This is a genomic window from Parvimonas sp. KA00067, from assembly GCF_001553085.1.
GTDB classification, from domain to species: Bacteria; Bacillota; Clostridia; order Tissierellales; family Peptoniphilaceae; genus Parvimonas; species Parvimonas parva.
In genome coordinates this window covers 47,033-73,853 of the sequence record NZ_KQ960141.1, presented here as the reverse complement: position 1 = coordinate 73,853, position 26,821 = coordinate 47,033, and the positions used below count along the sequence as shown (strand labels likewise).

General features: G+C 28.8%; 25 protein-coding genes. 2 read left to right on the top strand and 23 right to left on the bottom strand.

Going from position 1 to position 26,821, the window contains the following annotated elements; translation table 11 throughout:
- Positions 1-411 precede the first annotated feature (411 nt).
- Positions 412-2,172, top strand: coding sequence for a glycerophosphodiester phosphodiesterase family protein (locus tag HMPREF3181_RS00935; RefSeq protein WP_068472103.1), 1,761 nt, complete (start codon positions 412-414; stop codon positions 2,170-2,172).
- A gap of 69 nt (positions 2,173-2,241) precedes the next feature.
- On the opposite strand, the gene glyA is transcribed toward HMPREF3181_RS00935, so the two are convergent.
- Positions 2,242-3,480, bottom strand: coding sequence for a serine hydroxymethyltransferase (gene glyA / locus HMPREF3181_RS00930; protein WP_068472101.1), 1,239 nt, complete (start codon positions 3,478-3,480; stop codon positions 2,242-2,244).
- 240 nt (positions 3,481-3,720) lie between these two features.
- On the opposite strand from glyA, the gene HMPREF3181_RS00925 reads away from it, so the two are divergent.
- A complete protein-coding gene (locus tag HMPREF3181_RS00925) occupies positions 3,721-4,653 on the top strand; it encodes a selenium metabolism-associated LysR family transcriptional regulator (protein WP_068472099.1) in 933 nt (310 codons plus the stop codon).
- Between the two features lie 49 nt (positions 4,654-4,702).
- Here the strand turns inward: HMPREF3181_RS00925 and HMPREF3181_RS00920 are convergent, their stop codons facing one another.
- The 22 genes from HMPREF3181_RS00920 to HMPREF3181_RS00810 all read right to left on the bottom strand — a co-directional run bounded on the left by HMPREF3181_RS00920 (position 4,703) and on the right by HMPREF3181_RS00810 (position 26,466).
- Complete coding sequence (locus HMPREF3181_RS00920; protein ID WP_068472096.1) at positions 4,703-6,100, bottom strand: hypothetical protein; 1,398 nt, start codon at positions 6,098-6,100, stop codon at positions 4,703-4,705.
- Positions 6,090-7,568, bottom strand: coding sequence for a sensor histidine kinase (locus tag HMPREF3181_RS00915; RefSeq protein WP_068472094.1), 1,479 nt, complete (start codon positions 7,566-7,568; stop codon positions 6,090-6,092). Before HMPREF3181_RS00915 ends, HMPREF3181_RS00920 begins: the two co-directional genes overlap by 11 nt.
- Positions 7,553-8,236 (bottom strand): response regulator transcription factor, encoded by a 684-nt coding sequence (locus HMPREF3181_RS00910; protein ID WP_068472091.1) that lies wholly within the window; start codon positions 8,234-8,236, stop codon positions 7,553-7,555. Before HMPREF3181_RS00910 ends, HMPREF3181_RS00915 begins: the two co-directional genes overlap by 16 nt.
- A gap of 130 nt (positions 8,237-8,366) precedes the next feature.
- Entirely contained in the window at positions 8,367-11,120 is a 2,754-nt protein-coding gene (gene fdhF / locus HMPREF3181_RS07430) for a formate dehydrogenase subunit alpha (RefSeq protein ID WP_082713865.1), read from the bottom strand.
- A 25-nt stretch (positions 11,121-11,145) separates the two neighbouring features.
- On the bottom strand, positions 11,146-12,741 hold the full coding sequence (locus HMPREF3181_RS00895; protein WP_068472087.1) for an NADH-ubiquinone oxidoreductase-F iron-sulfur binding region domain-containing protein: 1,596 nt from the start codon (positions 12,739-12,741) through the stop codon (positions 11,146-11,148).
- A 10-nt stretch (positions 12,742-12,751) separates the two neighbouring features.
- Complete coding sequence (locus HMPREF3181_RS00890) at positions 12,752-13,237, bottom strand: NADH-quinone oxidoreductase subunit NuoE family protein (RefSeq protein WP_068472085.1); 486 nt, start codon at positions 13,235-13,237, stop codon at positions 12,752-12,754.
- A gap of 703 nt (positions 13,238-13,940) precedes the next feature.
- Complete coding sequence (locus HMPREF3181_RS00885; protein ID WP_068472083.1) at positions 13,941-14,216, bottom strand: HPr family phosphocarrier protein; 276 nt, start codon at positions 14,214-14,216, stop codon at positions 13,941-13,943.
- Between the two features lie 196 nt (positions 14,217-14,412).
- On the bottom strand, positions 14,413-15,108 hold the full coding sequence (rplA, locus tag HMPREF3181_RS00880; protein ID WP_068472081.1) for a 50S ribosomal protein L1: 696 nt from the start codon (positions 15,106-15,108) through the stop codon (positions 14,413-14,415).
- Between the two features lie 45 nt (positions 15,109-15,153).
- Entirely contained in the window at positions 15,154-15,579 is a 426-nt protein-coding gene (gene rplK, locus HMPREF3181_RS00875) for a 50S ribosomal protein L11 (protein ID WP_068472079.1), read from the bottom strand.
- A 98-nt stretch (positions 15,580-15,677) separates the two neighbouring features.
- On the bottom strand, positions 15,678-16,217 hold the full coding sequence (nusG, locus tag HMPREF3181_RS00870; protein WP_068472077.1) for a transcription termination/antitermination protein NusG: 540 nt from the start codon (positions 16,215-16,217) through the stop codon (positions 15,678-15,680).
- A gap of 34 nt (positions 16,218-16,251) precedes the next feature.
- Complete coding sequence (secE, locus tag HMPREF3181_RS00865) at positions 16,252-16,455, bottom strand: preprotein translocase subunit SecE (protein WP_068472075.1); 204 nt, start codon at positions 16,453-16,455, stop codon at positions 16,252-16,254.
- A gap of 22 nt (positions 16,456-16,477) precedes the next feature.
- Complete coding sequence (gene rpmG, locus HMPREF3181_RS00860; protein WP_009372623.1) at positions 16,478-16,627, bottom strand: 50S ribosomal protein L33; 150 nt, start codon at positions 16,625-16,627, stop codon at positions 16,478-16,480.
- A 323-nt stretch (positions 16,628-16,950) separates the two neighbouring features.
- A complete protein-coding gene (locus HMPREF3181_RS00855) occupies positions 16,951-17,622 on the bottom strand; it encodes an ABC transporter ATP-binding protein (protein ID WP_068472485.1) in 672 nt (223 codons plus the stop codon).
- 1 nt (position 17,623) lies between these two features.
- The gene (locus tag HMPREF3181_RS00850) at positions 17,624-18,829 is read right to left on the bottom strand and encodes an ABC transporter permease (RefSeq protein WP_068472073.1); all 1,206 of its coding nucleotides are present in this window, start codon (positions 18,827-18,829) and stop codon (positions 17,624-17,626) included.
- A gap of 23 nt (positions 18,830-18,852) precedes the next feature.
- The gene (locus HMPREF3181_RS00845) at positions 18,853-19,311 is read right to left on the bottom strand and encodes a DUF4418 family protein (RefSeq protein WP_068472071.1); all 459 of its coding nucleotides are present in this window, start codon (positions 19,309-19,311) and stop codon (positions 18,853-18,855) included.
- Positions 19,312-19,336: 25 nt separating this feature from the next.
- A complete protein-coding gene (locus HMPREF3181_RS00840) occupies positions 19,337-19,738 on the bottom strand; it encodes an FMN-binding protein (RefSeq protein WP_068472069.1) in 402 nt (133 codons plus the stop codon).
- Positions 19,739-19,859: 121 nt separating this feature from the next.
- Positions 19,860-20,537 (bottom strand): ABC transporter ATP-binding protein, encoded by a 678-nt coding sequence (locus tag HMPREF3181_RS00835; RefSeq protein WP_068472067.1) that lies wholly within the window; start codon positions 20,535-20,537, stop codon positions 19,860-19,862.
- Between the two features lie 3 nt (positions 20,538-20,540).
- A complete protein-coding gene (locus HMPREF3181_RS00830) occupies positions 20,541-21,740 on the bottom strand; it encodes an ABC transporter permease (protein ID WP_068472483.1) in 1,200 nt (399 codons plus the stop codon).
- Between the two features lie 7 nt (positions 21,741-21,747).
- Entirely contained in the window at positions 21,748-23,028 is a 1,281-nt protein-coding gene (locus tag HMPREF3181_RS00825; RefSeq protein WP_068472065.1) for an ABC transporter permease, read from the bottom strand.
- A gap of 1 nt (position 23,029) precedes the next feature.
- On the bottom strand, positions 23,030-24,355 hold the full coding sequence (locus tag HMPREF3181_RS00820; protein WP_231723238.1) for a Fe-S-containing protein: 1,326 nt from the start codon (positions 24,353-24,355) through the stop codon (positions 23,030-23,032).
- A 152-nt stretch (positions 24,356-24,507) separates the two neighbouring features.
- Entirely contained in the window at positions 24,508-25,224 is a 717-nt protein-coding gene (locus HMPREF3181_RS00815; RefSeq protein ID WP_068472061.1) for an iron transporter, read from the bottom strand.
- Between the two features lie 75 nt (positions 25,225-25,299).
- On the bottom strand, positions 25,300-26,466 hold the full coding sequence (locus tag HMPREF3181_RS00810; protein WP_082713856.1) for an FTR1 family iron permease: 1,167 nt from the start codon (positions 26,464-26,466) through the stop codon (positions 25,300-25,302).
- Positions 26,467-26,821: the final 355 nt, after the last annotated feature.

Here is a 26,821-nt window from a genome sequence, read left to right as displayed (position 1 = left end):
TCCTAAATTTAACATAAGAAATAAATAAGCCCAGCAAGTAGGCTTCAAGCGAAACCTACCTCCTGGGCTTTTCTCCCTTAGGTGTAATACTTTAAAAAGTACTCGTATCGCTCGGACCAGCAAAATACATTCGGAACCCTAGATACTCTTTCTCTTATAGATTTTATTTCAATTAAGTCATCAAAATTTAACTTACACCTAAATAATAACAATAAAATCTATTTTTGTCAATACAATTTTTAAAAAAATTTTACTAAAAAATTATTAAAATATAAAGTATTTTTCCGTAAATTTTTATTAAATATATTTTAAGCATATACAATTAAGCAATGTTTACATAAATAATTCTTTATATTTTCTTTGATTTGTGCTATTATTATTCATATAAAAAAACTCAAAGAAGGAGTTATCATGTTTAAATTATTAAAAAATAGAAGCTTTCAGAATTTGTTGATTTTTGATTTATTATATCAACTAGCTTTTATTGTTATTTTATTGCCTTTTGCAAAAGAATTTTTTAATTTTGTTCTTAGATTAACTAAATTCGGATTTTTTTCGATAGAAAGTCCTAGCCTTTTTGTAAAGTCGCCAACTAAGATTGGGATTATTTTGATAGCAACTTTTTCGTTTGCAATCATAAAGCTCTTTGAAGTGAGTAGTTTTGTATTCACTGCAAATCAAATAAGGCTTGGAAATAAAGTTTCCATTTTAGAAATTTTTAACAATTCATACAAGCAAATAAAATCTAAAATAAAAAAAGTTCAAAATTATTTAATTTTGATTATGGTATCTATAAATATTCCTATTTCAACATCAATTCACAAAGGAATTAAAATACCAACATTTATTACAGAGCATATTTTAAGTACTAATGCAGGGATAATTTTATTTGCTCTCATAACTTTTATAGCTATTGTACTTTCAATATTTTTGCTTTTTATTTATCATATATTTTTCTTAGAAAATAAAAATTTTATCGAAAGTGCTAAAATAAGTTTTAAAAGACTTAGAAAAAACAAACTAAAAAGTATAAAAACTTTAATTATCGTGGCTATTAAGAATTTAATTGTTCAATTTTTTAAAATACTTAGCTTAATTTCGATAATATCCATATTCTATATGCAAACAAGTAACAAGACGCTAAGCAATATGGGAATAATCACATATATGTGCATTGCAACACTATTAAAAATATTTACAAATGTATTATCAAATTATATAACTTTTTCAGGAATTTCTAAATTTTATTTTAGAACATCGTTAGATGCGGAAATTTCAGAAAGTATTTATCCTACAAATAAAATGAGATTAAAAATGTCTTTAGTTATGCTGTTTTTAGTTTTTGCAGGAATTTTTAGTAAATATAGAAATTCAAGCGAAGAAATAAAATTTTATCACGCTTTTAGAAATTTAAAACCGGATATTATAGCTCATAGAGGTAGCACAAAAAACTCTTTAGAAAATACATTAGAGTCTTTAAATGAGGCTATAAAAGTAGGAGCAGAATTTGCCGAAATTGACGTCGTACTCACTAAAGACAATGTTGTAGTTTTATCTCATGACCACAATTTAAAAAGATTAACAGGTAAAAAAGAAATAATTGAAAATTTAACTTTTGAGGAATTAAAAAAGTATAAATTGATAGATAAAAGAAATTCTAAAGAATATAATTTTGTAGATTTAAAAACAGTTCTTGAAAAAACTTCTGGAAAAATCAAATTAAATATAGAATTAAAGCCTTTTAGGAAAAATGATAAAAAATTGGCAGAAGAGGTTGTAAAGTTGATAAAAGACAAGCCTTATGACATTATTGTTTCTTCCCTATCTCCTAAGGCTCTAAGAGAAGTTAAAGATTTAGAACCTTCAATTTCAACAGGACTAATATTAGCTTTTAGTTATGGAAAATTTTATAATTTAAAATTTATAGATTTTTTCTGTATAGAAAAAGAAATAGTAACAAATGAGCTTATTAGAAAAATACAAAAAAACGGAAAGAGAGTATATGTTTGGACAACAAATACAAATGATGATATTATAAATGCATACTCAAAGGGTATAGATGGTATTATAACAGATGAAGTTACTCTTTCAAAAGAAATATTAGAATCAGAAAAAGGAAATATTAACTTTGATGATTTAATAATAAATAAAATAATTTCACTCATTCCATAAAAATCTAATATAATTTTTTAAAAAAATAAAACGCCTATTAAGACGTTTTATTTTTTTATATTAATGATACTATTTTAGAGGGAATCTCTTAGTTAATTCATTAACTATTTCTAATGCCCTTGTTTTACCTTCTTCTCCATTTTTAATAACTCCAGCGATTGCTTCTGCTATTAAATCCATTTCAGCCTCTTTTAAGCCTCTTGTAGTAATAGCAGGAGTTCCAAGTCTTATACCGCTTGTAACAAATGGTGATCTAGGATCATTTGGAATTGTATTTTTATTACAAGTAATATGAACAGAGTCTAATGCTTTTTCTAATTCTTTACCACTCATATCACAATCTCTTAAATCAACTAACATTAAATGATTGTCTGTTCCGTTTGATACAAGTTTAATTCCTCTATCCATTAAACCTTTTGCTAATGCTTGAGCATTCTTTAAAACTTGTTTTTGATATTCTTTAAATTCAGGTTCTAATGCTTGTTTAAAAGCAATCGCTTTTGCAGCTATAATGTGTAGTAATGGTCCTCCTTGTGAGCCAGGGAATACCGCTCTATTGAAATTGAATTTTTCGTTTGCAGCAGCACTTGCTAAAATAAGTCCACCTCTTGGTCCTCTTAATGTCTTATGTGTTGTAGAAGTAACTACGTCAGCATAAGGAATTGGTGATTCATGTAATCCCGCAGCAACAAGTCCTGCTATATGAGCCATATCTACCATTAATACTGCTCCTACTTCATCACAAATTTCTCTAAACTTTTTAAAATCTATTTTTCTTGCATAAGCAGATGCTCCAGCTAAAATTAATTTAGGTTTGCATTCTTTTGCAATTCTTAAAACTTCATCATAATCTATATATCCATTTTCATCAACTTCATAAGGAACTGGATTATATATCTTTCCTGAATAGTTAATAGGATTTCCATGTGTTAAATGTCCACCATGGTTTAAATTCATACCCATGTAAGTATCACCAGGATTTAAAATAGCAAAAAATGCTGCAAAGTTAGCTTGAGAACCTGAATGAGGTTGAACGTTTGCATATTCACAACCATAAAGTTCTTTAACTCTTTCAATAGCTAATCTTTCTGCATCATCTACTACTTCACAACCACCGTAATATCTTTTTCCAGGATATCCTTCAGCATATTTATTAGTTAATATACTTCCAGCTGCCTCTAAAATCGCATCATTTACCCAATTTTCAGATGCTATTAATTCAATATGACTATTTTGTCTTTCGTACTCTTTATCCAATATTTCAGCAATACTTGGATCAACTTTCTTTATATTCTCGTTTGAAAACATTTTACATACCCCCTAACAAAGATATATTAACATATTTTATTTCTTAAGTCAACACGTTTTCTGTAAATTTTTAAATAAAATTTATCTTTAATATACAAAGATTGAAACTTCAACATTTTATCAAAAACATTCTCAATAAATTCATTATATTTTATTAATATTTACTTTTTGTTAAAAAAATGTTATAATAAATAAAAATATATATATTATAAATTTAATATGTATTTTATGGAGGATATTATGGATTTTAAACAGTTAGAAACTTTTATTACAATAGTTAAAACAAAATCTTTTACTAAAACAGCCGATGTTTTATACATAACTCAACCGTCTGTAACAAATCATATACAAGCACTTGAATCAGAACTTAATACTTCCCTTTTTGTTAGAACTAGAAGAAGTGTTACTCTAACTCAAGCAGGAAGTATAGTATATAAACATGCTCTTAATATATTATCTTCTTATGACGAAATTATAAGAGATTTAGATATATATTCACAAAACCTAAAGGGAACTTTAAATATCTGTGTGTCTTCTGTTCCAAGAAAGATTATATTACCGGATTTAATTGAAAAATTTTCAAATTCATTTCCTGATATTTCGTTTAATATAAGTAATGATGATTCTAGAACTGTAATAGACAGCATTTTAGTTGGAGAAACAGATTTTGGTATAGTTGGATTGAAAATATCTAACCCTAAATTGATTTACACTCAAATTATGGATGACCACATAGTGTATGTTGTTAATAAAGACGCATATCCTGATTTAAAAAATTATTCAGTAATAAGTATTGACGATTTAAAGAATGATAAAATTATTTTAAGAGAAATAGGTTCAGGTACTAGACAAATAGTAGAAGATGAGTTGAAGAGAAATAATGCATTAAATGTAATTTCAAATAGTGTTGCCATAATTCACGATACAAACACAATTTTAGAACTTGTAACAAAAGGCGTTGGAAGTGGATTCGTTTCTCAAAGAATGTTAAATATTTCTCCTTTCAAAGATAAGGTTAAAATTTTAAATATAAAAAATATTTATTTAAATAGAAAATTCTATTTTGTTTACAATAAGAATTTACAATTTTCAAATGTAAATAAAATATTTAAAGACTTTATGGTGGAAGAAATAAATGAATTAAAAAAAGGATTAGACATAAATTCAATTTAAGAACAAAATATTATAACAAAAAAATCTCTATATTATTCATAGAGATTTTTTATATAGTTTTTTTCAATTCTAATTGTTTAATTTTTAAAAATTCATTATAAGTTAATTCACTACTAATCGCACTTTCCCATTGAAAATTAACAACTTCTCTTCTACTATTTAAGCTAATTGTAGAAATTGGCAAAGTTTCGATTTTCTGATTTTTTATCTCATATACGGATATATCATCTGCAGTCAAAATTACTATCATACTTTCATCAGGAGAAATAAAATAATCTAAAACATTTTGAGTCTTTTCTTTTACTTTTATTTTTGAAATTTTACTCGATTTATTCAAAAAAATATTAACTTTAGGTATTAAATCTAAATTAATCTCACTAGAGATAAAATTATTATGTGAATAATTATTTAAAATACCTTTAAAAACCCAGCTAAAATTATTTCTCTTAACTCCAAAATTTCGCATATCAAAAGAAGTTATATTTTCACTTGAATACCCAAGCTTTCTTATCTTATTAAAATATGCCTGTTCTCCTCTATCTCCAGCAATATCTTTTATTGAAATTTTATTTTCATCAGACAAGCTATTGATATTATATATAGAATAATTTTTTTTGCTCATATCTGTATTGAAAGATTCAACACTTATATAATTTTCACTTAAAAAATTTATAGTAGCATTTTTTATATCCAATATCTTTTTTTCAGAATTATTTACATAATCATCAGAAATATAAATTTTATCTCCAACCGAATTAGCTATAAAAAATTTATTTTTATTATTTATAAATAGCCCTGATACCTTGTTTATAGTTATCTTTTTTTCTCCATTTTTTCTAATTAACAAAGTTTCATAATCGACATTACCCGTTCCTACACTTTTAAGACCTATCAAAAAAGATATATCTTTTTTCTTAGAAACATCTTCCATACTGGAATCTCCAATCAAATTTTCTTCAACATCAAAAGAAACTCTTTCAAAAACATAATATTTCTTATTGTAAATTGTAGAAATTTTATTTTCATCTATAACAATAAATTCTTTATAAAAGTTTTTTTCATCTCTTATAGAAACAACGGTAACTTCGTCTGAATCAATTTTAATTTTATCAGTAATAACCCCGTTATACAATAAATAATTTTTAAAATTCAATCTTCTAAATTTAAACTTAGGATTATTTGTAGAAATTTTTTCAAAAGAAACAAAATTTTTGCTAACATACAATTTATCATCTTCACTTGTAGATTCACTTCCGTCGCTTATAGTGGTAACTGACTCCAACTTCCAAGTACCGGATATCAAAAGTGAATCAGACTTTGGCTCTGAAATCATAGAGTTTATATCTGTATATTTAAAAAAATTACCTCTTAAAACGAAAAACAGTAAAACAATTAATCCCAATAAGCTTATTCCTATACTGCTAAGTATTAATTTTTTATGTTTCATTTTGAATATCTCCTTTTTCAAGTGGTAACTCAACCCTAACTACTGTTCCCTTTTCTAAAACACTTCTTATAATCAAATTACCATTATGAGCTTTAACGATTTCTTCACAAATAGATAAGCCAAGACCTGTATGCGAATTGCTGTTTGACCCTTTATAAAATTTTCCTGTTACTAAAGAAATTTCTTCTTCCGAGATACCACAACCATTGTCTATAACTTCAACAACAGCCTTTTCACCTTCAATCTTTATATCAGTTAAAACAACTCCACCCTCATCAGTAAATTTCAAAGCATTATCTAAAATATTTATAAGGACTTGCTTAATTCTATCCCTATCAGCCATAACCATTACACTATTAGACTCATCATAATTTAAAATCATATCTATATTTTTAGCACTAGATTTTGGCATTAATTGTTTATTTATAAATAAACCAAGTTCATTAAGGTCTAACAATTCCTTATTCATTATGAGTCTTCCACTACTAAGTTCTGAGAAGTCCAAAAGCTCAGTAACCATATTACCAAGTCTATCACTTTCTTTTTCTATGATAATCAACCCATCCTCTAAAAGTTTATTCCCTTTAGCCTCAGATTGTAAAGTAAAAGCCCAACCTTTTATTACAGTTAGAGGAGTTCTAAGCTCATGGGAAATACTTGAAATAAAGTCCTTTTTAAGTTGTTCTTTTTTAATCAAGTTTTCACTCATTAAATTCATTGTACTTCCAAGTTGAGAAATCTCATAATCCCCAACTTCATCGGCTTTTTCGTGTAGCCTACCATCAGCCAAGTTCAAAGCTACATTAGTAAGTTTTTGAATAGGATAAACTATTTTACCACTCATAAAAATACTTATACTTATAGCGATAACTAAAACAAAAAATCCAAACAAGAAAAATACCAGATATCTTTGAGTAATCATATTATCTATATTTTCCATTGATATTATAAATCTTGCAATACCAATCTGTTCACTACCATTATTAAGTGGAATAGATACAGCTAATTCATTATTTTTAGAAATTAAATTTTTATAAATACTAGAACCATTACTTCCATTTTTAGCAGAATCAACATCGCCACTTGTTAAAACTTTTCCTATCTCATTGCCATTAACAGTATCCAATAGTACTTTCCCTGAGTTATTCAAAATCTGAACTTCTGCATTTACTTCACTATAAAACTCTTCAGAATCATCTAAAACCAACTCAGACAGACTGGAATTAGCCAAATGAATTTCATATAACTTCGCACTATATTTTGCCTGACTTTGAATGATTCCTGTAACTCCGGAATAATAATAATTTTTTATTGTAAAGACTAAAAAAATTTCAAAAAATATTACAATTAAAGCAATAATCCAGAAAAATTGAGTCATTATTCTAATTCTTAAAGATTTCTTCAAAAAAAGTTCCTTAAGATTACTAAATTTTTCAACTAATTTACCATATCTTAGTTTGAATTCCATCTATAACCCGTCCCCCAAACAGTTTCAATATACTTTGGTTTACTTGAATTATCTTCAATCTTAGCTCTAAGACGTCTTATATTAACATCTACTATTTTAATATCCCCTTCGAAATCTTCACCCCAAGTCATATTCAAAAGTTCATTTCTTGAAAATGCTCTTCCCGGATTAGAAACAAAAATAGTAACCATTGCAAGTTCTGTTGGTGTAAGTTCTATTTCTTTACCTTCTTTATAAAAAGTTTTAGAATACAAATCCAATTTAAAAGGATAAATATTAATTAAATCACTATTATTTTGGATTGAATCTATACGTCTTATCAAAGATTTAATTCTCAAAATAAGCTCAACCGGATTAAATGGTTTGCTTAAATAATCATCAGTACCATTTTCTAATCCATTAATTCTATCAACATCTTGAGTTTTTGCGGTAAGCATTATTATACCAATCTTAGGAAGTTTTTCTCTTAAAATTTTACAAACTTCAAAACCGTCTATTCCTGGTAACATTATATCCAAAATAACAACTTGTGGATTGTATTTTAAAGCAAGTTCTACACCCTTTTCTCCACTTTCAGCCTCTAAAACTTCAAAACCTTCTCTTTCAAGATTTATTTTTGTAAATAATCTAATATTATCTTCATCTTCAACTAATAAAATCTTATTCATAATTTTCTCCTCAAATAAAAATAAATATATTACTATAAGTATATATCAAATCTACACAAGTTTCAACAAAAAACAGATTTAAACATAAAAAAAGTTGAAGAACAAGTCTTCAACTTTTAATACTTTTCAATTAAACTATTTCTTCAACCAATTCATTTAAGTCAATGAATTTTTCGCTTTCCAATCCTTTATCAAGTTTATTTACTTTCTTGATATTAACAGCAGTTACTTTATATTCTGCAGTTTTTGAGATTGGATCATAGTGTGAACTTGTTAGTTGGTTAACCGGAGTTTCAGAGAAGTGGAAAGTCATATACATAAGTCCTTCTTTTACTCTGTCTGTAATTTTAGCTCTACCAACAACGCTTCCTCTTCTTGAAGTTACTCTAACAAAATCTCCATTTTCTATATCATGTTTTTCAGCATCTTCTTTTGAAATTTCAATCAATTCATGAGGTTGAATAGAATCTAATGCATTTGAATATCTTGTCATTACATTGTAATGATATAATACTCTACCTGTTGTAAGAATGATAGGATATTCTTCGTTTTCAAGTTCTTTTGGTCCTTCATATTCAACTGGTACCATAAGAGCTTTAGGCCCTCTCACAAATTTACCTTTGTGTAAATATGGTGTTCCTGGATCATTTTCATCATAGCATGGCCATTGAATACCATTTTCTTTATCTATTCTATCATAAGTTATACCTCTGTATGTAGGCATTGCTTTTCTTATATCATTAAATACATCTTCTGATGTTTTAAAATCAAATCCCTTAGCTCCAAGTCTTCTTGCTATATCAGCTAATATTTCCCAGTCAACACGAGCTTGTCCCGGAGCGTCAACAGCTTTTCTAACTCTTTGTAATCTTCTTTCAGAAGCTGTAAATGTTCCATCTTTTTCTGCATAACATGTAGCTGGTAATACAACATCTGCAATTTTTGCAGTTTCAGTTAAGTTAATATCTTGAACTACTAAAAAGTCCAAATTACCCATAGCATGTTTAACATGGTTTGCATCAGGGTCTGAAAGTATTGGATCTTCTCCCATTACATACATCGCTTTAAGTTTTCCTTCAACAGCTTCATCTAACATTTCTGGAATTCTAAGACCTAATTTTCTATTTAATTTAGTTCCCCAAATTTCTTCAAATAATAAAGCATCTTTTTCTTCAACAACTTTTCTATATCCAGGATAATAATTTGGAAGAGCTGCCACATCACATGCTCCTTGTACATTGTTTTGGCCACGCATTGGGTTTATACCGCCACCTTTTTTACCGATATATCCACAAACAAGTCCAAGGTTTGAAAGATTCATTACATTAGAAGTACCTGTTGTATGTTCTGTTATTCCAAGTGTATAGTAAATTGCAGCAACATTTACTCCTGCGAACATCCTTGCAGCTTTATAAATTTGTTCAACTGGAAGAGTTGTAATTTTACTTACAAGTTCAGGAGTGTACTTTTCTACAATTTCTTTAACATTTTCAAAGCCTTCAACTCTTTCTTTTACATATTCTTTATCATAAAGTTCTTCTTTTATGATGATATGTAACATTCCATTTATTAAGGCAGCATCTGTACCTGATTTTAAAGAAAGGTGTAAGTCTGCTTCTCTTGCAATCTCAGTTTTTCTAGGATCAACAACTATAAGTTTAGTTCCTTTTCTGTGAGATTGTTGCATTTTATTTCCAATTATAGGGTGGGCTTCTGTTGAGTTTGACCCAATAACAAACATTAAATCTGTATCAAAAACTTCATTAACGGTGTTTGTCATTGCTCCTTCTCCAAGTGTTGTTGCAAGACCTGCAACTGTAGGAGCATGTCAGGTTCTCGCACAGTGGTCAACGTTGTTTGTTCCAACAGCCACACGCATCATCTTTTGGAATGTATAGTTATCTTCATTACAAGTTCTAGCAGAAGATAATCCAGCAATAGCATCCGGACCATAATTTTGTTTTATTTCGTTAAACTTATCAACAATTAAACTAAGTGCTTCATCCCAAGTTGCTTTTTCAAAAACACCATTTCTTTTAATCAATGGGTCAGTAAGTCTATCTTTACTATTGATTAAGTCAACATGAAATCTTCCTTTAACACAAAGTTGTGTTCCATTTATAGGAGAATCTTCATTTGGAGTAACACCAATAACTTTTCCAGTTCTAGTATTAACATTTAAATCAAAGTTACAACCAGTACCACAGAAAGGACAAGTTGTTCTAACTTTTTTAATTTCCCATGGTCTAGTTCCCATTAATTGCTTATTAAGTAAAGCACCTGTTGGACAAACACTGATACATTGTCCACAGAATCTACAATTTTCTGTATTTAAATCTAAATTTTTATGTGTTCCTATACGAGCGGCAAAACCTCTATCTACAAAATCAATAGCACCTGTAATTTGAACGTCTTGACAAACTCTAACACATTTACCACAAAGGATACATTTGTTTTGATTTCTAATCATAACAGGATTGTTAGCATCAATTTCATGATTTTGAACTTCACCAATCCAAGTACCTTCTTTCATTCCATATCTATAACAATATTCTTGTAATTTACAATTTCCAACCATCTCACAAGTCAAACAATCACTTGGGTGATTAGAGAATAGTAAATCTAAAATATTTCTTCTTATTTTTGTTAATTTTTCACTTTCAGTATTAACAACCATACCTTCTTTAGCAAGTGTAGAACAAGCAGTTTCTAACTTTCTACTTCCTTCAATTTCTACAACACACATTCTACAACCGGCAAAGGCGGTAAGGCTTTTTTCATAACACAAGTTAGGAATATCAACTCCAACTTTTTTAGCAGCCTCAATGATAGTAGTTCCTTTTTCAACACTAACATTTTTGCCATTTATAGTTAAATTAATCATATTAGCCATAATATACCTCCTGAACCTATCTTCTGATTATAGCATTAACTGGACAGGCATCTTCACAAGAGCCACATTTAACACATTTAGAAGGTTCAATAACATGTAATTCCTTTTGAACACCAGTAATACAGTCAACTGGACAAGCTTTAGCACATTTAGTACAGCCAACACATTTGTCTGTAATAAAGAACTCAAGAAGTGATTGACAAACTCCGGCAGGACATTTCTTATCATAAATATGAGCCTCATACTCATTTCTAAAATAATGAAGCGTACTTACTACTGGGTTTGCAGCAGTTTGTCCAAGACCACAAAGAGATGCAACAGTAATAGTTTCTGAAAGGTCTTCAAGTCTTTCAATATCTCCGTCTTCACCTTTACCGGAAGTTATTTTTTCCAATAATTCTAACATTCTCTTTGTACCTTCTCTACAAGGAACACATTTACCACAAGATTCTTCAACAGTAAAGTCCAAGAAAAATCTAGCGATGTCAACCATACAGTCAGTTTCGTCCATAACAACCATACCACCTGAACCCATAATAGAACCGATTTTCGCAAGAGAACCGAAATCTACCGGAGTATCAAAGTAATCAGTCGGAATACAACCACCTGATGGTCCACCAGTTTGTACAGCTTTTACTTTTTTATCATTACCGGTACCACCACCGATACCATATACAATTTCATTAATAGTAGTACCCATAGGAACTTCAACAAGACCTGCATTTGCAACCTTACCTACAAGAGCAAATACCTTAGTTCCTGAACTATCTTCTGTTCCGATTGATCTATACCAATCAGAACCCTTATCCAAAATTTGTGGAACATTTGCAAAAGTTTCAACATTATTTAAAACTGTAGGTTTTTGGAATAAACCTTTAACAGTTGTTCTGTAAACCTTAGTTCTAGGCATACCACGTTTACCTTCAATAGATTCAATAAGAGCAGTACCTTCACCACAAACAAACGCTCCGGCACCAAGTCTTAATTCAATATGGAAATTAAAATCTGTTCCCATAATATTATCGCCAAGAAGATTTTCATCTTCAGCTTTTTTAATAGCCTCTCTTAAGTTTACAACAGCCTTAGGATATTCAGCTCTAACGTAAATAAAACCTCTATCAGCCCCTATTGCATAACCACAGATTGCCATTCCTTCCAATACTGAATGTGGGTCGCCTTCAAGGATAGACCTATCCATGAATGCACCAGGGTCACCTTCATCGGCATTACATACAACATATTTTTGCCCTGCAGGTTGTTGCATAGCACCTTCCCACTTTCTACCAGTAGGGAAACCTGCACCACCACGTCCTCTAAGACCTGAATTTTTCATTTCATTAACTACATCTTCAGGAGTACAACTACTAATAACTTTAGCTAAAGCATAGTAACCACCTAAAGCAACATATTCTTTTACACTATGTTCGTCAACAATACCAAAATTCTTTAAAGCAATTCTAGTTTGTTTTTCAAAAAACTCCCCTTTTAGACGAATACCATTTTCGTCAATTATGTACTTATCAGGTTCTTGTTTTAACCTTTCAATCAATAGAGGATAGTTTTCTTCTTTGATAGTATCTAATAATTTCATATCAACTTCAGTCTTTATCATAAAATCACCCCTATTTATACTTTCTCATTATTCTTCTAATGTCTGCCTTTTTAATATAAGCATAAACATCTTCATTTATTGTAACTACAGGAGCTAAGTTACATTCCCCGATACAACGAGTTTGAGCCACAGAGAATTTTAAATCTTCACTTGTTCCACCAACAGCTACCCCTATTCTATCGCAGAACTCGTCTAAAATTTCTTGAGCACCTTTTACATAGCAAGCAGTTCCCATACAAACAGAAACTTGGTACTTACCTTTTGGAATGAATGAAAATTGTGAATAAAAAGTCGCCACTCCAAAAACTTTAGCAGGAAATATCTTCATTCTCTTTGCTATCAAATCCATAATTTCTTCTGGAAGATAACCAAAAATACTTTGAGCTTCCTGTAAAACCGGCATCAACGCTCCGGGAATGTCTTTTTTCTTATCGATAAATTCACAAAGTTCATTTATCTTGTCTTGATTTTCTTCAACATTAAAAACAAAAGCCATAATTTGCCTCCTTTTAAAAAGTTTAGAAAAACCATATAAAGAATATAAAAAATAAATAGTATATGTTTTTTTAAACATTAAGTATTAAATTGTAAAGTCTAAAAATATAAATATGTACTCATTCTAGTATATAACTAATATACGGTTATTCTTTGTGAAATATAGTCAGTAATCAGACTTTCTCTCACTTAAAGTATAGCAAAATTTATAAGATTTTTCAAGCATTTAGGTTATGAAGTATTAAAAATTTTGACGTTTTTTCAAAAGAAATATTTTATCTAAACGGCTATTTTGATAATTTTAATAACAATTAAATTTAATTTAGTTTAATAGACAATACAAAAACTTAAATTTTTATCAAAACAAAAAAATTAAAAATTTTTTTCAAAAAAACATTGTATAAAACTAAAAAATATTTTTTACTAATTTTTTATATTATTAATAAAAAATTTTTATATAAAAAATCTAAATTATTTTTAAAATATATTCATTTAAAATACAATACTATATCTATCTAATAGTAATAAGACACAAAATATGGGCAAAAAAAATACTGGGTTAACCAGTATTAGATTGCAGACAAAGCATTAGTTTTGTCATCAGTCTGAAAATCCCTTTTTAGGGATTTTTTTATGATATAAATTTAAATTAATTTAAGTTATCTTAGCAGAAATTTTTTTACTATATTTAATTTATATGCAGATTAAATAGTATAATACTCTCTCAAGTCTTGTTTAAAGAAAGCTGTTAAACAAACTATTGCTTGTTTCTCGTCATCTCCCGTTATTTCTATTTCTATCTCTTCCCCATTTCCTACTTGCATGGATAAAATACTTAAAATACTTTTTCCATTATATCTATTATTATCTTTTATTAAAATAATATCTGAATTGAATTTTACTGAATTTCGTAAAAACATAGAAGCTACTCTAGCATTAAGTCCAATCTCTGAATTAACTACAACCTTTTCCTTTAACATATTTTCCTCCTTTATTTTTTAATTCTTTAATTTAGATTATATCAAAAAAATATAGAAAAGTCCATATATAAAAAGAATATTTTCCAAAAAACTTTTTGATAAATTTAAAATACATTTTTTAATAATGTTTTCATACTAAAATCATCATCTAAAATTTTCACATAAAAAAAAGACACCCTAAGGTGTCTTAATATAATTATTCTCCTAATCTTGTAGAAGCTAATTTAATTCCAGGTCCCATTGTTGTAGCAATAGAAACTGATCTTAAATATTTTCCTTTTGCCGCAGCTGGTTTAGCTTTAATAATAGCAGAAATTAATGTTCTTAAGTTTTCTTCAATCTTTTCTGCTCCGAAAGAAACTTTTCCTACAGGACAGTGAACGATATTAGCTTTATCAACTCTGTATTCTACTTTACCAGCTTTAATTTCTTTAATAGCATTAGCTACATCAAATGTAACTGTTCCTGATTTAGGGTTTGGCATTAAACCTTTAGGTCCTAAAACTTTACCAATTCTACCAACAACACCCATCATATCAGGAGTTGCAACAATTACGTCAAATTCAAACCAGTTTTCATTTTGAATTTTTTGAATGTAATCATCTCCACCAACATAATCAGCACCGGCATCTTTAGCTTCTTGAGCTTTGTTTTCTTTACATAAAACTAAAACTCTTAAAGTTTTACCAGTTCCATGAGGTAATACTACTGTACCTCTAACTTGTTGGTCAGCGTGTCTTGAGTCAACACCTAACTTAACATGTAATTCTACTGTTTCATCAAACTTTGCAGTTGAAGTTTTAATCGCTAAATCACATGCTTCTTTTAAATCGTATAAATTTGTTTTGTCTATTAATTTTAAACTTTCTAAATATTTTTTACCTTTTTTCATTTATATCCTCCTTGTGGTGTTCGCTTATTTTGCTCCCACTTAATATTACTCTTCTACAGTTATTCCCATACTTCTAGCAGTACCTTTAACCATACTGATAGCTGATTCAATGCTTGCTGCATTTAAGTCTGGCATTTTAACTTCTGCTATTTCTCTAACTTGTTCTTTAGTTAAATTACCAACTTTATCTCTGTTTGGTACTTTTGAACCTGATTCAATACCTAATTTTTTCTTAATTAATACAGGTACTGGTGGAGTCTTAGTGATGAATGTAAATGATCTATCTTGGTAAACAGTCAACACAACTGGAATAATTAAACCAACTTGGTCAGCTGTTCTTGCGTTAAATTCTTTTGTAAATTGCATTATATTTACACCATGAGGTCCAAGTGCAGTACCTACTGGTGGAGCAGGTGTTGCCTTTCCTGCTGGAATTTGTAATTTTACTAATGCTTGTACTTTTTTAGCCATTTTATAGTTCCTCCTTAAAAACTAATGTGGTTTTCGGGTGCTAAACCCCTCCCACTCTCGTATATCTCTGTTTTGAATATTTCAAATTATCTTCAAATTTAATTTTTTACAACGTCGCTAAAGTCTAATTCAGCAAGTGTATCTCTTCCAAATAAAGAAACGAAAGCTTTTAATTTACCATTTTCTGGAGATACCTCTATTACCTTAGCAGTTAAATCTTTAAATGCCCCATCTATAATTGTAATAGAATCCCCTTCGTTTATATCCACATCATTATATGGTTTTGTTGAAACTCCTAAAGCCTCAACTTCTTGTTCTGATAATGGCACAGGTTTATTCCCTGAACCAACAAATCCAGTTACCCCTCTAGTATTTCTAACTAAATACCAAGAAATATCTGTGATTATCATTTTTACTAAAACATATCCCGGAAATAATTGTCTTTCTTTAATCTTTCCAGTTTCTGTTTCTTCCTTAACCGTTGGAACAACAACTTCAAATATATCAATGTCATTACCACGATTAATAACTAATTTTTCGATATTAGCCTTCACTTTGTTTTCGTGTCCAGAATATGTATGTACTACATACCATCTGGCCTCTTTTTCTTTAATATCCTTTAATTCTTCTGTTGTCATATAAAGCGGACTAAAGTCCTTCCCTCCTTAATAATTAATGGATAATTAAACCTAACAATCTTTTTAATACATTATCTAATCCCCAAATTATAGTTGAGCTGATTATAGATATTGCAACTACTGCAAGGCTGTAATAAAAAACACTTTTTTTAGAAGGCCAAACAATTTTTTTGAATTCATGACGAACTCCACGCATAAAGCTAGACTTTGCTTGCTTTTGTTCAGTAGTTTTTGCCATACTACTCTCCTCCATTTCCTAACTATTTTGTTTCTCTGTGAAGAGTGTGTTTTTTACAAAACTTACAATATTTGTTTAACTCAATTCTGTTAGTAGTAACTTTCTTGTTTTTCTTAGTATTGTAGTTTCTGTTTTTGCATTCTGTACATGCTAATACAACTTTATCTCTCATGGAAACACCTCCTTGAAAACCAAATTTGAACATAACTATACATCATATTCCACATAAGATAATAACATAAAGACATTACAATGTCAAGTATTTTAGATTGTTTTTACAATAAAAAAATTTTTAAAAATTAGTTTTATGTGATTTTAAAATATACTCCACAAGTATATCATAAAATCAAATTTTTTTAATAATAAGAACCAACCCTTACCTAATTTTCAACAAAAAAAGTAGCGATTAAATCGCTACTTAGAGCTCAGACAAAGCATTAGTTTTGTCTGTGCTCTGACTGATTAATTCAAAATTAATCAGTTTTTTAGATTATATTAAATATTTTTTCCTTCTGTTATTTTTCCTGAGGACATTGTGTATGTTTTATCTGAATATTCTAAACAAGCAAGGTCGTGTGTAACAAGTATGATTGTAGTGTTATTGTCCTTGTTTATCTTCTTTAAAATTTCCAAAACTTCTTTTGTGTTTTCAATATCCAAATCGGAAGTCGGCTCATCTGCAAGAATTACTTTTGGGTGGTTCATCAAAGCTCTTGCGATTGTAACTCTTCTAAGCTCTCCTCCTGATAGTTCTCTTGGATAAGAATTTTCTAAATGTTCTATTCCCAATTCTTTTAAAAGATATCTTCCACGTCCAACAACATCGCCTTCTCTTTTACTTAAAAAGAAAGGTAAACAAACATTGTCCAAAACATTAAGTGTTGATAATGTTACCGTTGATTGTGGAACAAATCCTATTGAATCATTTCTTATAAATGACTTTTCATCATCTGAAAGAGCACTTATCTCCTTATCGTCAAGAAATACTTTCCCACTTGTTGGACTTAATATTCCTGAAATTATATTTAGAAGAGTTGATTTTCCACTTCCGGATTTACCAATAATTGTAATAAATTCACCATCATTTATTTCCAAATTAACATCATCTAAAGCATTAAATTCTTTTGCTCTAACATAAGTTTTATATAAATTTTCAATCTTTAGCATATTAATCATTCTCCCTCATTGTTAAGTAAGCATCTGTTTTACTAATTTTTCTAGTAGCATTTATTGAAGATAAGCAACCTACTACTGTTCCAACAAATAAACTAAATAATGAAACCAAAAGCAAATTCATTATTGAAGGAGTTAAAAATGGTAAATTCAAATTCTTTTGAATTATTGGTATTAATGAAAATACTGTAATCATTCCAACAACTATTCCAAGAACTGAACCGTAAAATCCTATATATAATGATTCATACATTATAATACTAGCTAGCTTTTTCTTTGATGCTCCTAAAACTCTTAAAATGCTAAGCTCTTTTTTTCTTTCATTAAGTATAACAGAGAATACAACAGCTAAAAGAATCATTGACATTATCCAAATTATTGCTATTGAGATATAAATATAGCTTGAAATAACTTTTAAGTTTGAAGAAACTTCATTTACAAATTTTTTACTAAACATAGCAAAAATTCCATCTTTAGCATATTCTTTCATAATCTTGTTTGAAACTTCTGATGCGCTATAATTTGGCTTTAATTTTAACAAAATAGTAGAAACTTTTTCTCCTTCAGATGCAGGATTTTTTTGTATTCTTTCACTTGCTTTTGCAAGTTTTCTAGCTGTTTTCATATTAACAAAAACTGTTGCGTCAAAACCCATTCCTGTTTGTTCAAGCTTGCCGACTATATCAAGTTCTTCTTCAAAAAATTTAACTTTAGAATTTTTTTCTCCAACTATATGATTTCCAACAATAACTTCATCGTCCTTTAACTCACGATTAAGAGTTTTTTGTAACCAAGGCTTAATCAAAAAGTCTGATTCATAATCTATCCCAATTATTTGAACCGGATATGAACAGCAAGACGCTGAAAGTGTAGCTACATAAAGTTGAGGAGTTATAGATTCTATACCTTCTATTTTTTTTATTTTTTCTAAAGAATCATTTGGAAGATAAAATTCACTTGGCTCACCTTTTAATAAAACACTTTCAATATTTGCTTTGTATCCTTCAGGAACGACAATAATATCTGCACCAAGTCTGTTTGAAAGGTTGTTTACTCCTCCTGAAATACTTGATGATAAAATAGTTCCACAAAATAAAAACAAAACAAAAATAGCAATTATACTAATCAAAGAAATACTTCTAAGTGGTTTTTTTCTAATATTTTCTTTTGCTAAAAATTTAACGTCAATTTTTTTACTCATTTCCACACTCTCTTTTATCTAAATTAATTTTCTCTTTTTATAAAAATGTAACAAACATAAATAAGTGAAATAACAGCTATTGCAATTCCTAAAGCAGAAACTATTGTAAATGTATGATTTGAAATACATTTCATAGTATCTTTCATACAATATCCCATAAATTTTGGACTTCCATCTTTTTTTGCCCCAATAACAATTTTAATAATTTTATGTGGTATTAAGTGAACAGAAAGTCCGGCAAGTATATTAACAATGTTCAAAACAATATTAACAACCTTATTATTTACAAAAATTGAAATTAATGAGGTAATAACTATACCAATTCCAACATAAGTAGCAAGCAATCCACTATAATAACAGCTCATTCTCATTCCATTTGCCATTGCCGGACAAACAGGAGCTATAACAAAAGGTGTTAATGCCAAAATTATACCTAGCACTAAAACTACTATGTTTACACATTTTTCTTTTACGATTTTCATTAAAAAATCCTCCTATCAAAAAAATTTATTTATTCAAAGCGTCCTTAACTGCACTCTTAAATCTCTTGTAAGAAACAGTTGCTCCGCTAACTGAATCAACTTTATCAATATCTTGAACTTCTACTAATTTCTTAGCATATCCTTGACTATTTTTTACTGCTTTTTGTGCTTGTTTGTAGTTGAAATCTGCATCATCTTTACCATAACTTTCATCTTTTATCTTATTAGTTTTATTATCTCTTTCTTCTCTAATACAGTCAACAATTTTTTTATCTTTAACAGTAATAACTACTTTAACAGTAGAACTGTCATCTTTATAATTTCCTTCAAACGTTCCGTCTTTCAATTCTTTTTTACCACCACAAGCTGTAACAAACATTGTAAATAAAATTAGAATTGTACTTAATTTAAAATTTTTCTTTTTCATATCCACCACCAAATAAAACAAATTGTTCTTCAAATTTTAAAATTAAATTAACTAAAAACGTGATGAAATAAAATTTTATATAACATACTATCATCACGTTTTTTAGTATATCATCAAGCAACTAGATTGTCAATAATTTATCATCCACAATTTTCCCATAATCTAAAGTTATTTTTCTCATTGCCTCATCTCCAACCTCAGGGTCATGAGTAACAACAATTATAGTCGCTCCCTCTTTATGAAGTTGCTTTAAAATATCTATGACCATAATTTCATTTGCCTCATCTAAGTTACCAGTCGGTTCATCTGCTAAAATAATTTCAGGATTATTTATCAAAGCTCTTGCGATACAAACCCTTTGTTGTTCTCCACCAGATAATTGACTAGGCAAATGCTTTGCTCTATCTGCAAGACCAACCTTTCTAAGAGCCTCTAAAGCCTCTTTTTCATCAATCATACTGTGATAATATTGAGCAACCATTACATTTTCAAGAGCAGTTAAATAACTAATCAAATGGAATTGTTGGAAAACAAGTCCAATCTTTTCTCTTCTAATCTTTGTAAGATTTTTTTGACTTTCTTTAGAAATATCAACTCCGTCAATTAAAACTTGTCCATTGGACGGTCTATCCATACAACCGATTATATTCATCATAGTTGTCTTTCCAGAGCCTGATGAACCCATTATGGCAATCCAATCTCCTTTTTTTACCTTTAAATTTATATTGCTAAGAGCATTAACTGACTCATAAATTTTAGAAACATCTTTTAGTTCTAATATTACTTTATCATTTTCCATAGTCTATTCTCCTTTTAATACTAAAGCCGGGTCAATTTCAACAGCTTTTTTAACCGGTAATATACAACCAGCAGTAGTTACTAATACCGAAACAACCACGATTACAGGAATTAATAAATATTGGAATGTAATTGTCCTACCAAAAACGCTAAGACTTACTCTTTGTGCAAATACAAAGCCTAATCCAACTCCTACAATTCCTCCTATCAATCCAAGAAGTACACTCTCTCCAATAAAGTCCATTATTATCTCTTTATTATGAGCACCAAGTGCCTTTTTTAATCCGATTTCTTTTCTTCTTTCAGCGATTATTGCCATCATAGTTGTAGAAACGGATATTGTTGTTAAAACTAAAATTACAACATTTACCAACAATATAAGCGCTGTTAATTTATTCAAAACAGTATCTTGAGATTGAGTAACTCTTTTTACAGCCGTACCAAAAACATTTGGTAATTTTCCATTCAAATCTTTTGCCAAATTATCTAATTCATTATGATTTGCCTCAATACTACATTCGATAGAATCAATTTTTGTACTATCTTCAACAATTTCATTAAGTTTGGATAAATTAAGAAATATAAAAGATTCTTCTTTACCACCTGTAGTTACAATTCCCTTTACAGTTAAAGTTACATCGTAAAAATCATCACCAGTATCTTTATTTTTACTTTTTTCAGCAGAGTCGTTTACATCAGATGCGATGGCACTTTTTCCATGCTTTACCCCTGTGACTTTAAATTTATCTCCAACTGAAAGTCCTAAAGTATTGGCAATTTCCTTTCCAACCATAACTTCATTTGTATCACTATTAGTTGACCATTCTCCCTCAATATACCAAAAAGGACTATTTTTCTTCGCACCATCCATTTCAGTACCTGCAAGGATATAAGGCTTTTGATTTATCTTTGTCGTTTCATATCTATAAGGAGCAATCCCTACAACTTTTTTATCTTTTATAAGCTCTTTAAATTTATTATAATCTTCTTCACTAATTTTCCCTTCATTAGGCAAACAAACAAAGTTAGCTCCATAAGACCTAAACTCTTTTCCTAATTGTCTAGGAATATCAAAATATATTGTAATAAGTCCGGACATAATTGTTGCTCCAATTATTACTGCTAAAAGAGCTACTACCATTCTTGATTTTCTTCTAACGAAAGAACTTAAAATCATCTTTAAATACATTTTTCTTTTAGTCATTACAATCCTACCTTCCATGAAGAACTTCTGTCGGTTTAAGTTTAAATAGATAATGAATAGCTGGAATACTTCCTATTAAAGAAACTCCTATTACTAAAGCAATATCTATCGGAATAACCATAACAGCAGGTTCAATATATGAGCCAAAAACAGTAATACCAATTATCTGAGTAAAACCAAGTCCTATGAAATATCCTACTATACCACCAATAATTCCGGTTATAACCGTTTCAGTCAGTATAAGCAACATAATTCTTAAATTAGAACCACCTATTGCCTTTATAAGTCCAATTTCTTGACTCTTTTCCATTACAGTAGCTGTAACAAGATTTGAAATTCCAAGAGCTGAACCTATTGAACCAAGCGCAGTAATTAAAATCATAAGTAATTTTGTTTTATCCAAAATTTTGCCTTCCGACTCAGCAACCTGTCTTATAGGTTTAGCAACACTATCTTCTACAACTTCTTGAATTTGATAACAAATAGAACTTACATAAGCAGTACAATACCATGTTTCATATTCAGTAGGAGTTAAACTATTAGGGTCTCTTGTAGCTTTCTTAGCTAAATCATTATCCGGAGTTGTTAGAGCAGAAACTTCTATATTTGAAATTTTTCCTTCAATACCAAATAAATCCTGAGCAGTCTTTAAAGTAGAAAATATATTTAAATCTTCATTTCCACCGGACTCAAAAATTCCCTTTACTTTATATGAATTAGTTTTATTTCCACTACTAACTTCAATTTTATCTCCAATTTTTATTCCATTTTTACCAGCAAAAAGACTACCGACCATAACACTATCGTTATCGTCCTCATTTAACCATTCACCATTTATTTTCCACCAATTTTTAAGATTTTTCATACCTGTATCTATTTTTTCACCGGTTGATAAATCCATATGTTTAGAAAACCAAGTTCCGATAAATTTAGTCTTTTGATTATTTACTTTTGCAGTTTTTTCAAGATAAGGAGTAAAATCAACAATAGAAAATCCCCAAAATATTTGCTTAATCTTTGGTAAATCTTCTTCCTTTAAATACTTGTCACTTGTTGCAGTTTCAGAATTTTCCATTTCATACAAATCAGAAATAAGAGATGCCTCTTTAGAAACTACATTTATATTTGCACCGTAAGTTTTAAGCTCTTTATTTACTTTATCTCCAACGCCAAGCATTACATTAAGCATTCCTGTTGCAAGTGAAACACCAAGTGCAACTGTGAATGCAATCATAAACATTTTTTTTCTTTGTCTAATTACAGTTCCAAAAACCATTCTCCAAAACATATTATTCACCTATTGGAAATCTTTCTTTTTCTTTATCTAAAACACTTTTATCAATTATAATCTTTGAATTTTCAATTTTATATTCAAAAGGAATTGGGTTACAACCACCTTTAAAACCTATTGTTGCCTTATTCATAACAACATCACATCTTTTACAAACTATATCATCTTTTCTTTCAAAATATCCTGCAATCCCACAGATTTGACAAGCATCTAAACCTAACCCATAAGAAGTACTATTAGGTTTTTTTACAACTATAAATCTAATATCATGTCCATCTTTATTATAAGAAAATCTGTGTAAATGTCCGTCATCAACATCAGTTAACGGAATAATAATATTGTTTCCTTCTTCATTATAAGGTTGTGCTGCTGTTAATTCAACAGGTTTTGTAAGTTGGTAGTTTAAGTATGTTACAGAGAATAACATAACAAAAGATAAAACAGTTGTAAAATATGCCCATCTTCTATTAACAATTAATCTCCACTTTTCTTTTCTTAAACTTGCTTTACTTTCAAACTCACCTTTAACTTTAAAATTCTTATAAACAAAATATAAAGCACCTATAAATATAATAGCAAAGGCTATTGCTATGAAATACACATCACTTTTATCTTCAAAAATCATCAAATCAAAAGTCTTTATTCCAAAAACTTTACTATTTTCAGTTAAAATCGGTCCCATATTAAAGTCTTTTTTCAAATATTGTTTAAGTCTAACAATAGAAGTAATTCCTCTTAAAGCATATTCTAAAAATGTATTAATAAAAATTAGAGTAAAAATTATAAAATATTGTTTTTTACTACATCTTATTAAAAATTTATACAATGCCAAAACAAGTAATACTCCAGTTAAAATACCTAAAATATAGCCACTAACCCTAAATAAAGTCATTGTACTTACAGAGTCCTCTCCAAATGCAATAAACTCCATAGCTTGAGTTAAAAGTCTTGGTATTATTAAGTAAAGCATACAAGAAATTGATGTAAACATAAAAGCTAAATCTAAAGATTTCATTACTTTAGATATTTTTTTGTTTTTTACAAAAAAACTTATTATTAAAGAAATACTCATTAAAATAAAAATAAATAAACATAATACCAAGACGTATCTATTTAATTTTGCAACTGTGTGCACCATTTCCTTTTTATTCTTTACTCTAAGAATATGTATGTATAAACCTAAAAAAATTCCTACAGCTAAGATTGAAAATGAAATTATTTTATTTGCCAAAGATATATTTTTCTTTAAAAAAGATAAAACTAATGCAAAGAAAAAAGAAAATGTGCATATAGCAAAAATTACATCAACATAAAATTTTCCCAAAATAAAACCTCTCTTCTAAAAAGAATCCACTATTTCACGATAAAAAGCAAAGAGTGGCTCTTATTATTTCATAATATGGCAAAACCTCTCTTAAGTTTTTAAGAGAGGATTTGCCTATTTGTCATAATTAAATTAAATTTAAAATTTAAATATTATTTATTTTGTAATTGTTCTCCTGTATAATTCCATTCGAATTCAACAGTTTGTTTTTCATAATATTTAGATGCAGCAGCTTTTCCTCCATCTTTAATTACAGGAACACCTGTTTCTTCATCAGTGTGTAATAAGTAATCAGCTGATGGTTGAATTTCAATAACCAATTTATATTTTCCTACTTTAACAGTATTTTTCTTGATATTTACTCCGTAGTGAGCACCGTCATCAGCATTCATTGGCATCATTGAACCAGCAGTTACTTCTTTTCCGTCTTCTGATAAAACTTTGTAATTTACTGTTAAGTAAGCTGGCCAAATATCTTTTCCATTACCAAAACCATATTTTTTACCAGCTTCCTTAGTTAAATGAATATCAGCTTCTAAATGCATATCTGATTCAGCAGCACTTGGTTGTCTGCCTTCAGGAATCATATCAACACCTTGGAAATAAACTGCAGCAACTTGGAAAGGTCCTACAATTTTTTCTTCTCCAATATTGATTTCCTTAAATCCTGATTCACCTGGTTTTTCAGGTTCTTCTTCCTCTTCTTCACCAGCTTCTTTTAACTTTTCAGTTAATTCAGCAATTTTTTTGTCTTTTTCTTCAACTGACTTTTGTAATTCATTTACTTTTCCAGTATCATTTTTTTGACAACCTACTAAACCTACTGATGCTAATAATGCTAATGTTACAACCATTCTTGACTTTTTCATAAAATAAATCCTCCTAATTTTTTATTTTTTTGTAACAACAAGTTTTTTAAATCCCAATAAAAACTATTAGAATAATTAACTTTCATTTTTAATTTTTCTTAATTTGGAATAATGTCCTACCAATATCCAAACAGTTATTATTAATAACATAATTTGTGGAATTAAAGTTTCAGCTCTATCGTAAATATTCAAAATTGGAATACTCCAACCTTGCATTGCAGGTATAACTGTTGAACCTGAAATAACTCCAGCCTCAGTTAATTCTATAACTCCTTTTCCCATAAATGAGATACACATTAGATATAATAGTACACTTGTAAATAAGAAAAATGGTTTAAGTGGTAATTTAACAGATGTAAATCTAAAAACAAAAAATACAATCACCAAAACAGCTGACGCTGCTAAAAAACCACCTGCAGGATATAAAATTTTACTCCCACCTGAAAATGCAGCTTTATAGAACAATATAAGTTCTGCACCTTCTCTTAATACAGCTAAAAAAGCTGCAAAAACTAAAGTCCACTTACTTTTATTATCTATTGATTTTTGAACTTTAGACTGAATATAATTCTCCCATGCCTCTTCTTCAGATTTTGATAAAATCCAGTTACTAACATAAAATAAAACAATAACTGCTAAGAACATAGTCCAACCTTCAAGTAGCTCTTGTCCAACTCCTCCTAATAAATAATTTATCATTATAGCTAAACCAAAACTACATAAAACAGCAGCACCCATGCCTATGTAAACTGCTTTACAAAGATGTTTATTTCCTGTTTTTACAAGATAAGCAATAATTGCAACACAAACTAAAATTGCCTCCAATCCCTCTCTAAGCATCAAACCAAATGATGTTAAAAAGTCTTGAATATTCTTCGCTTTTTCATCACCTTGTTTAACTTCAGCATTACCGAATACAACTTTTCCTTCAGAATCCGGAGCACTTTTTGGAATTACCTTATCTAAAACAAGTGCATCTTTATAAACTTTCATATCAAGTTCGTCTATTGAGGCTTTTGTCTTTTCAATAGAACCACTTGAATTCCCTAAAAAAGTATGTTTGATTTCTCTAAACATTGCCTCTATTTCATTTACTCTGCTATTAGAAATTGCAACCATAACATTTTTTTCAAATCCTTGAACTTCATAATAGTCAAAATAAGCAGAATTTACAGCTTCATAAGCCTTTTTCAAATCTTTTTTATCGGCATACTCTTTAGCCTCTGTAAATTTTATATGCATATCTTTAGCAACTTCTTGCCAGTTTGAATATTTTTTCTTTTCAACTTTTGCATCAACATTACCAATATTACATACAAATAATACACTACAAAGGACTAGAAAAAAAGAAAATAACTTTTTTATAACTTAGCACCTCCTTAAAAATAACATCTTATGATAAAGATAATACCTATCGCACATTAAGCAAAAAAGTTAAGCATTAACTATAAAAATTAATGCTCCCCTTTAGTATTAACTTTATCAAATATATATTAACATATTTTTTTGTTTTTTTCAACAAAATAATAAAAATTTTCATTGTTATTATAAATTTTTATTGCGAACCTAAATTGCAAGAATAAATTAGCCACATAAA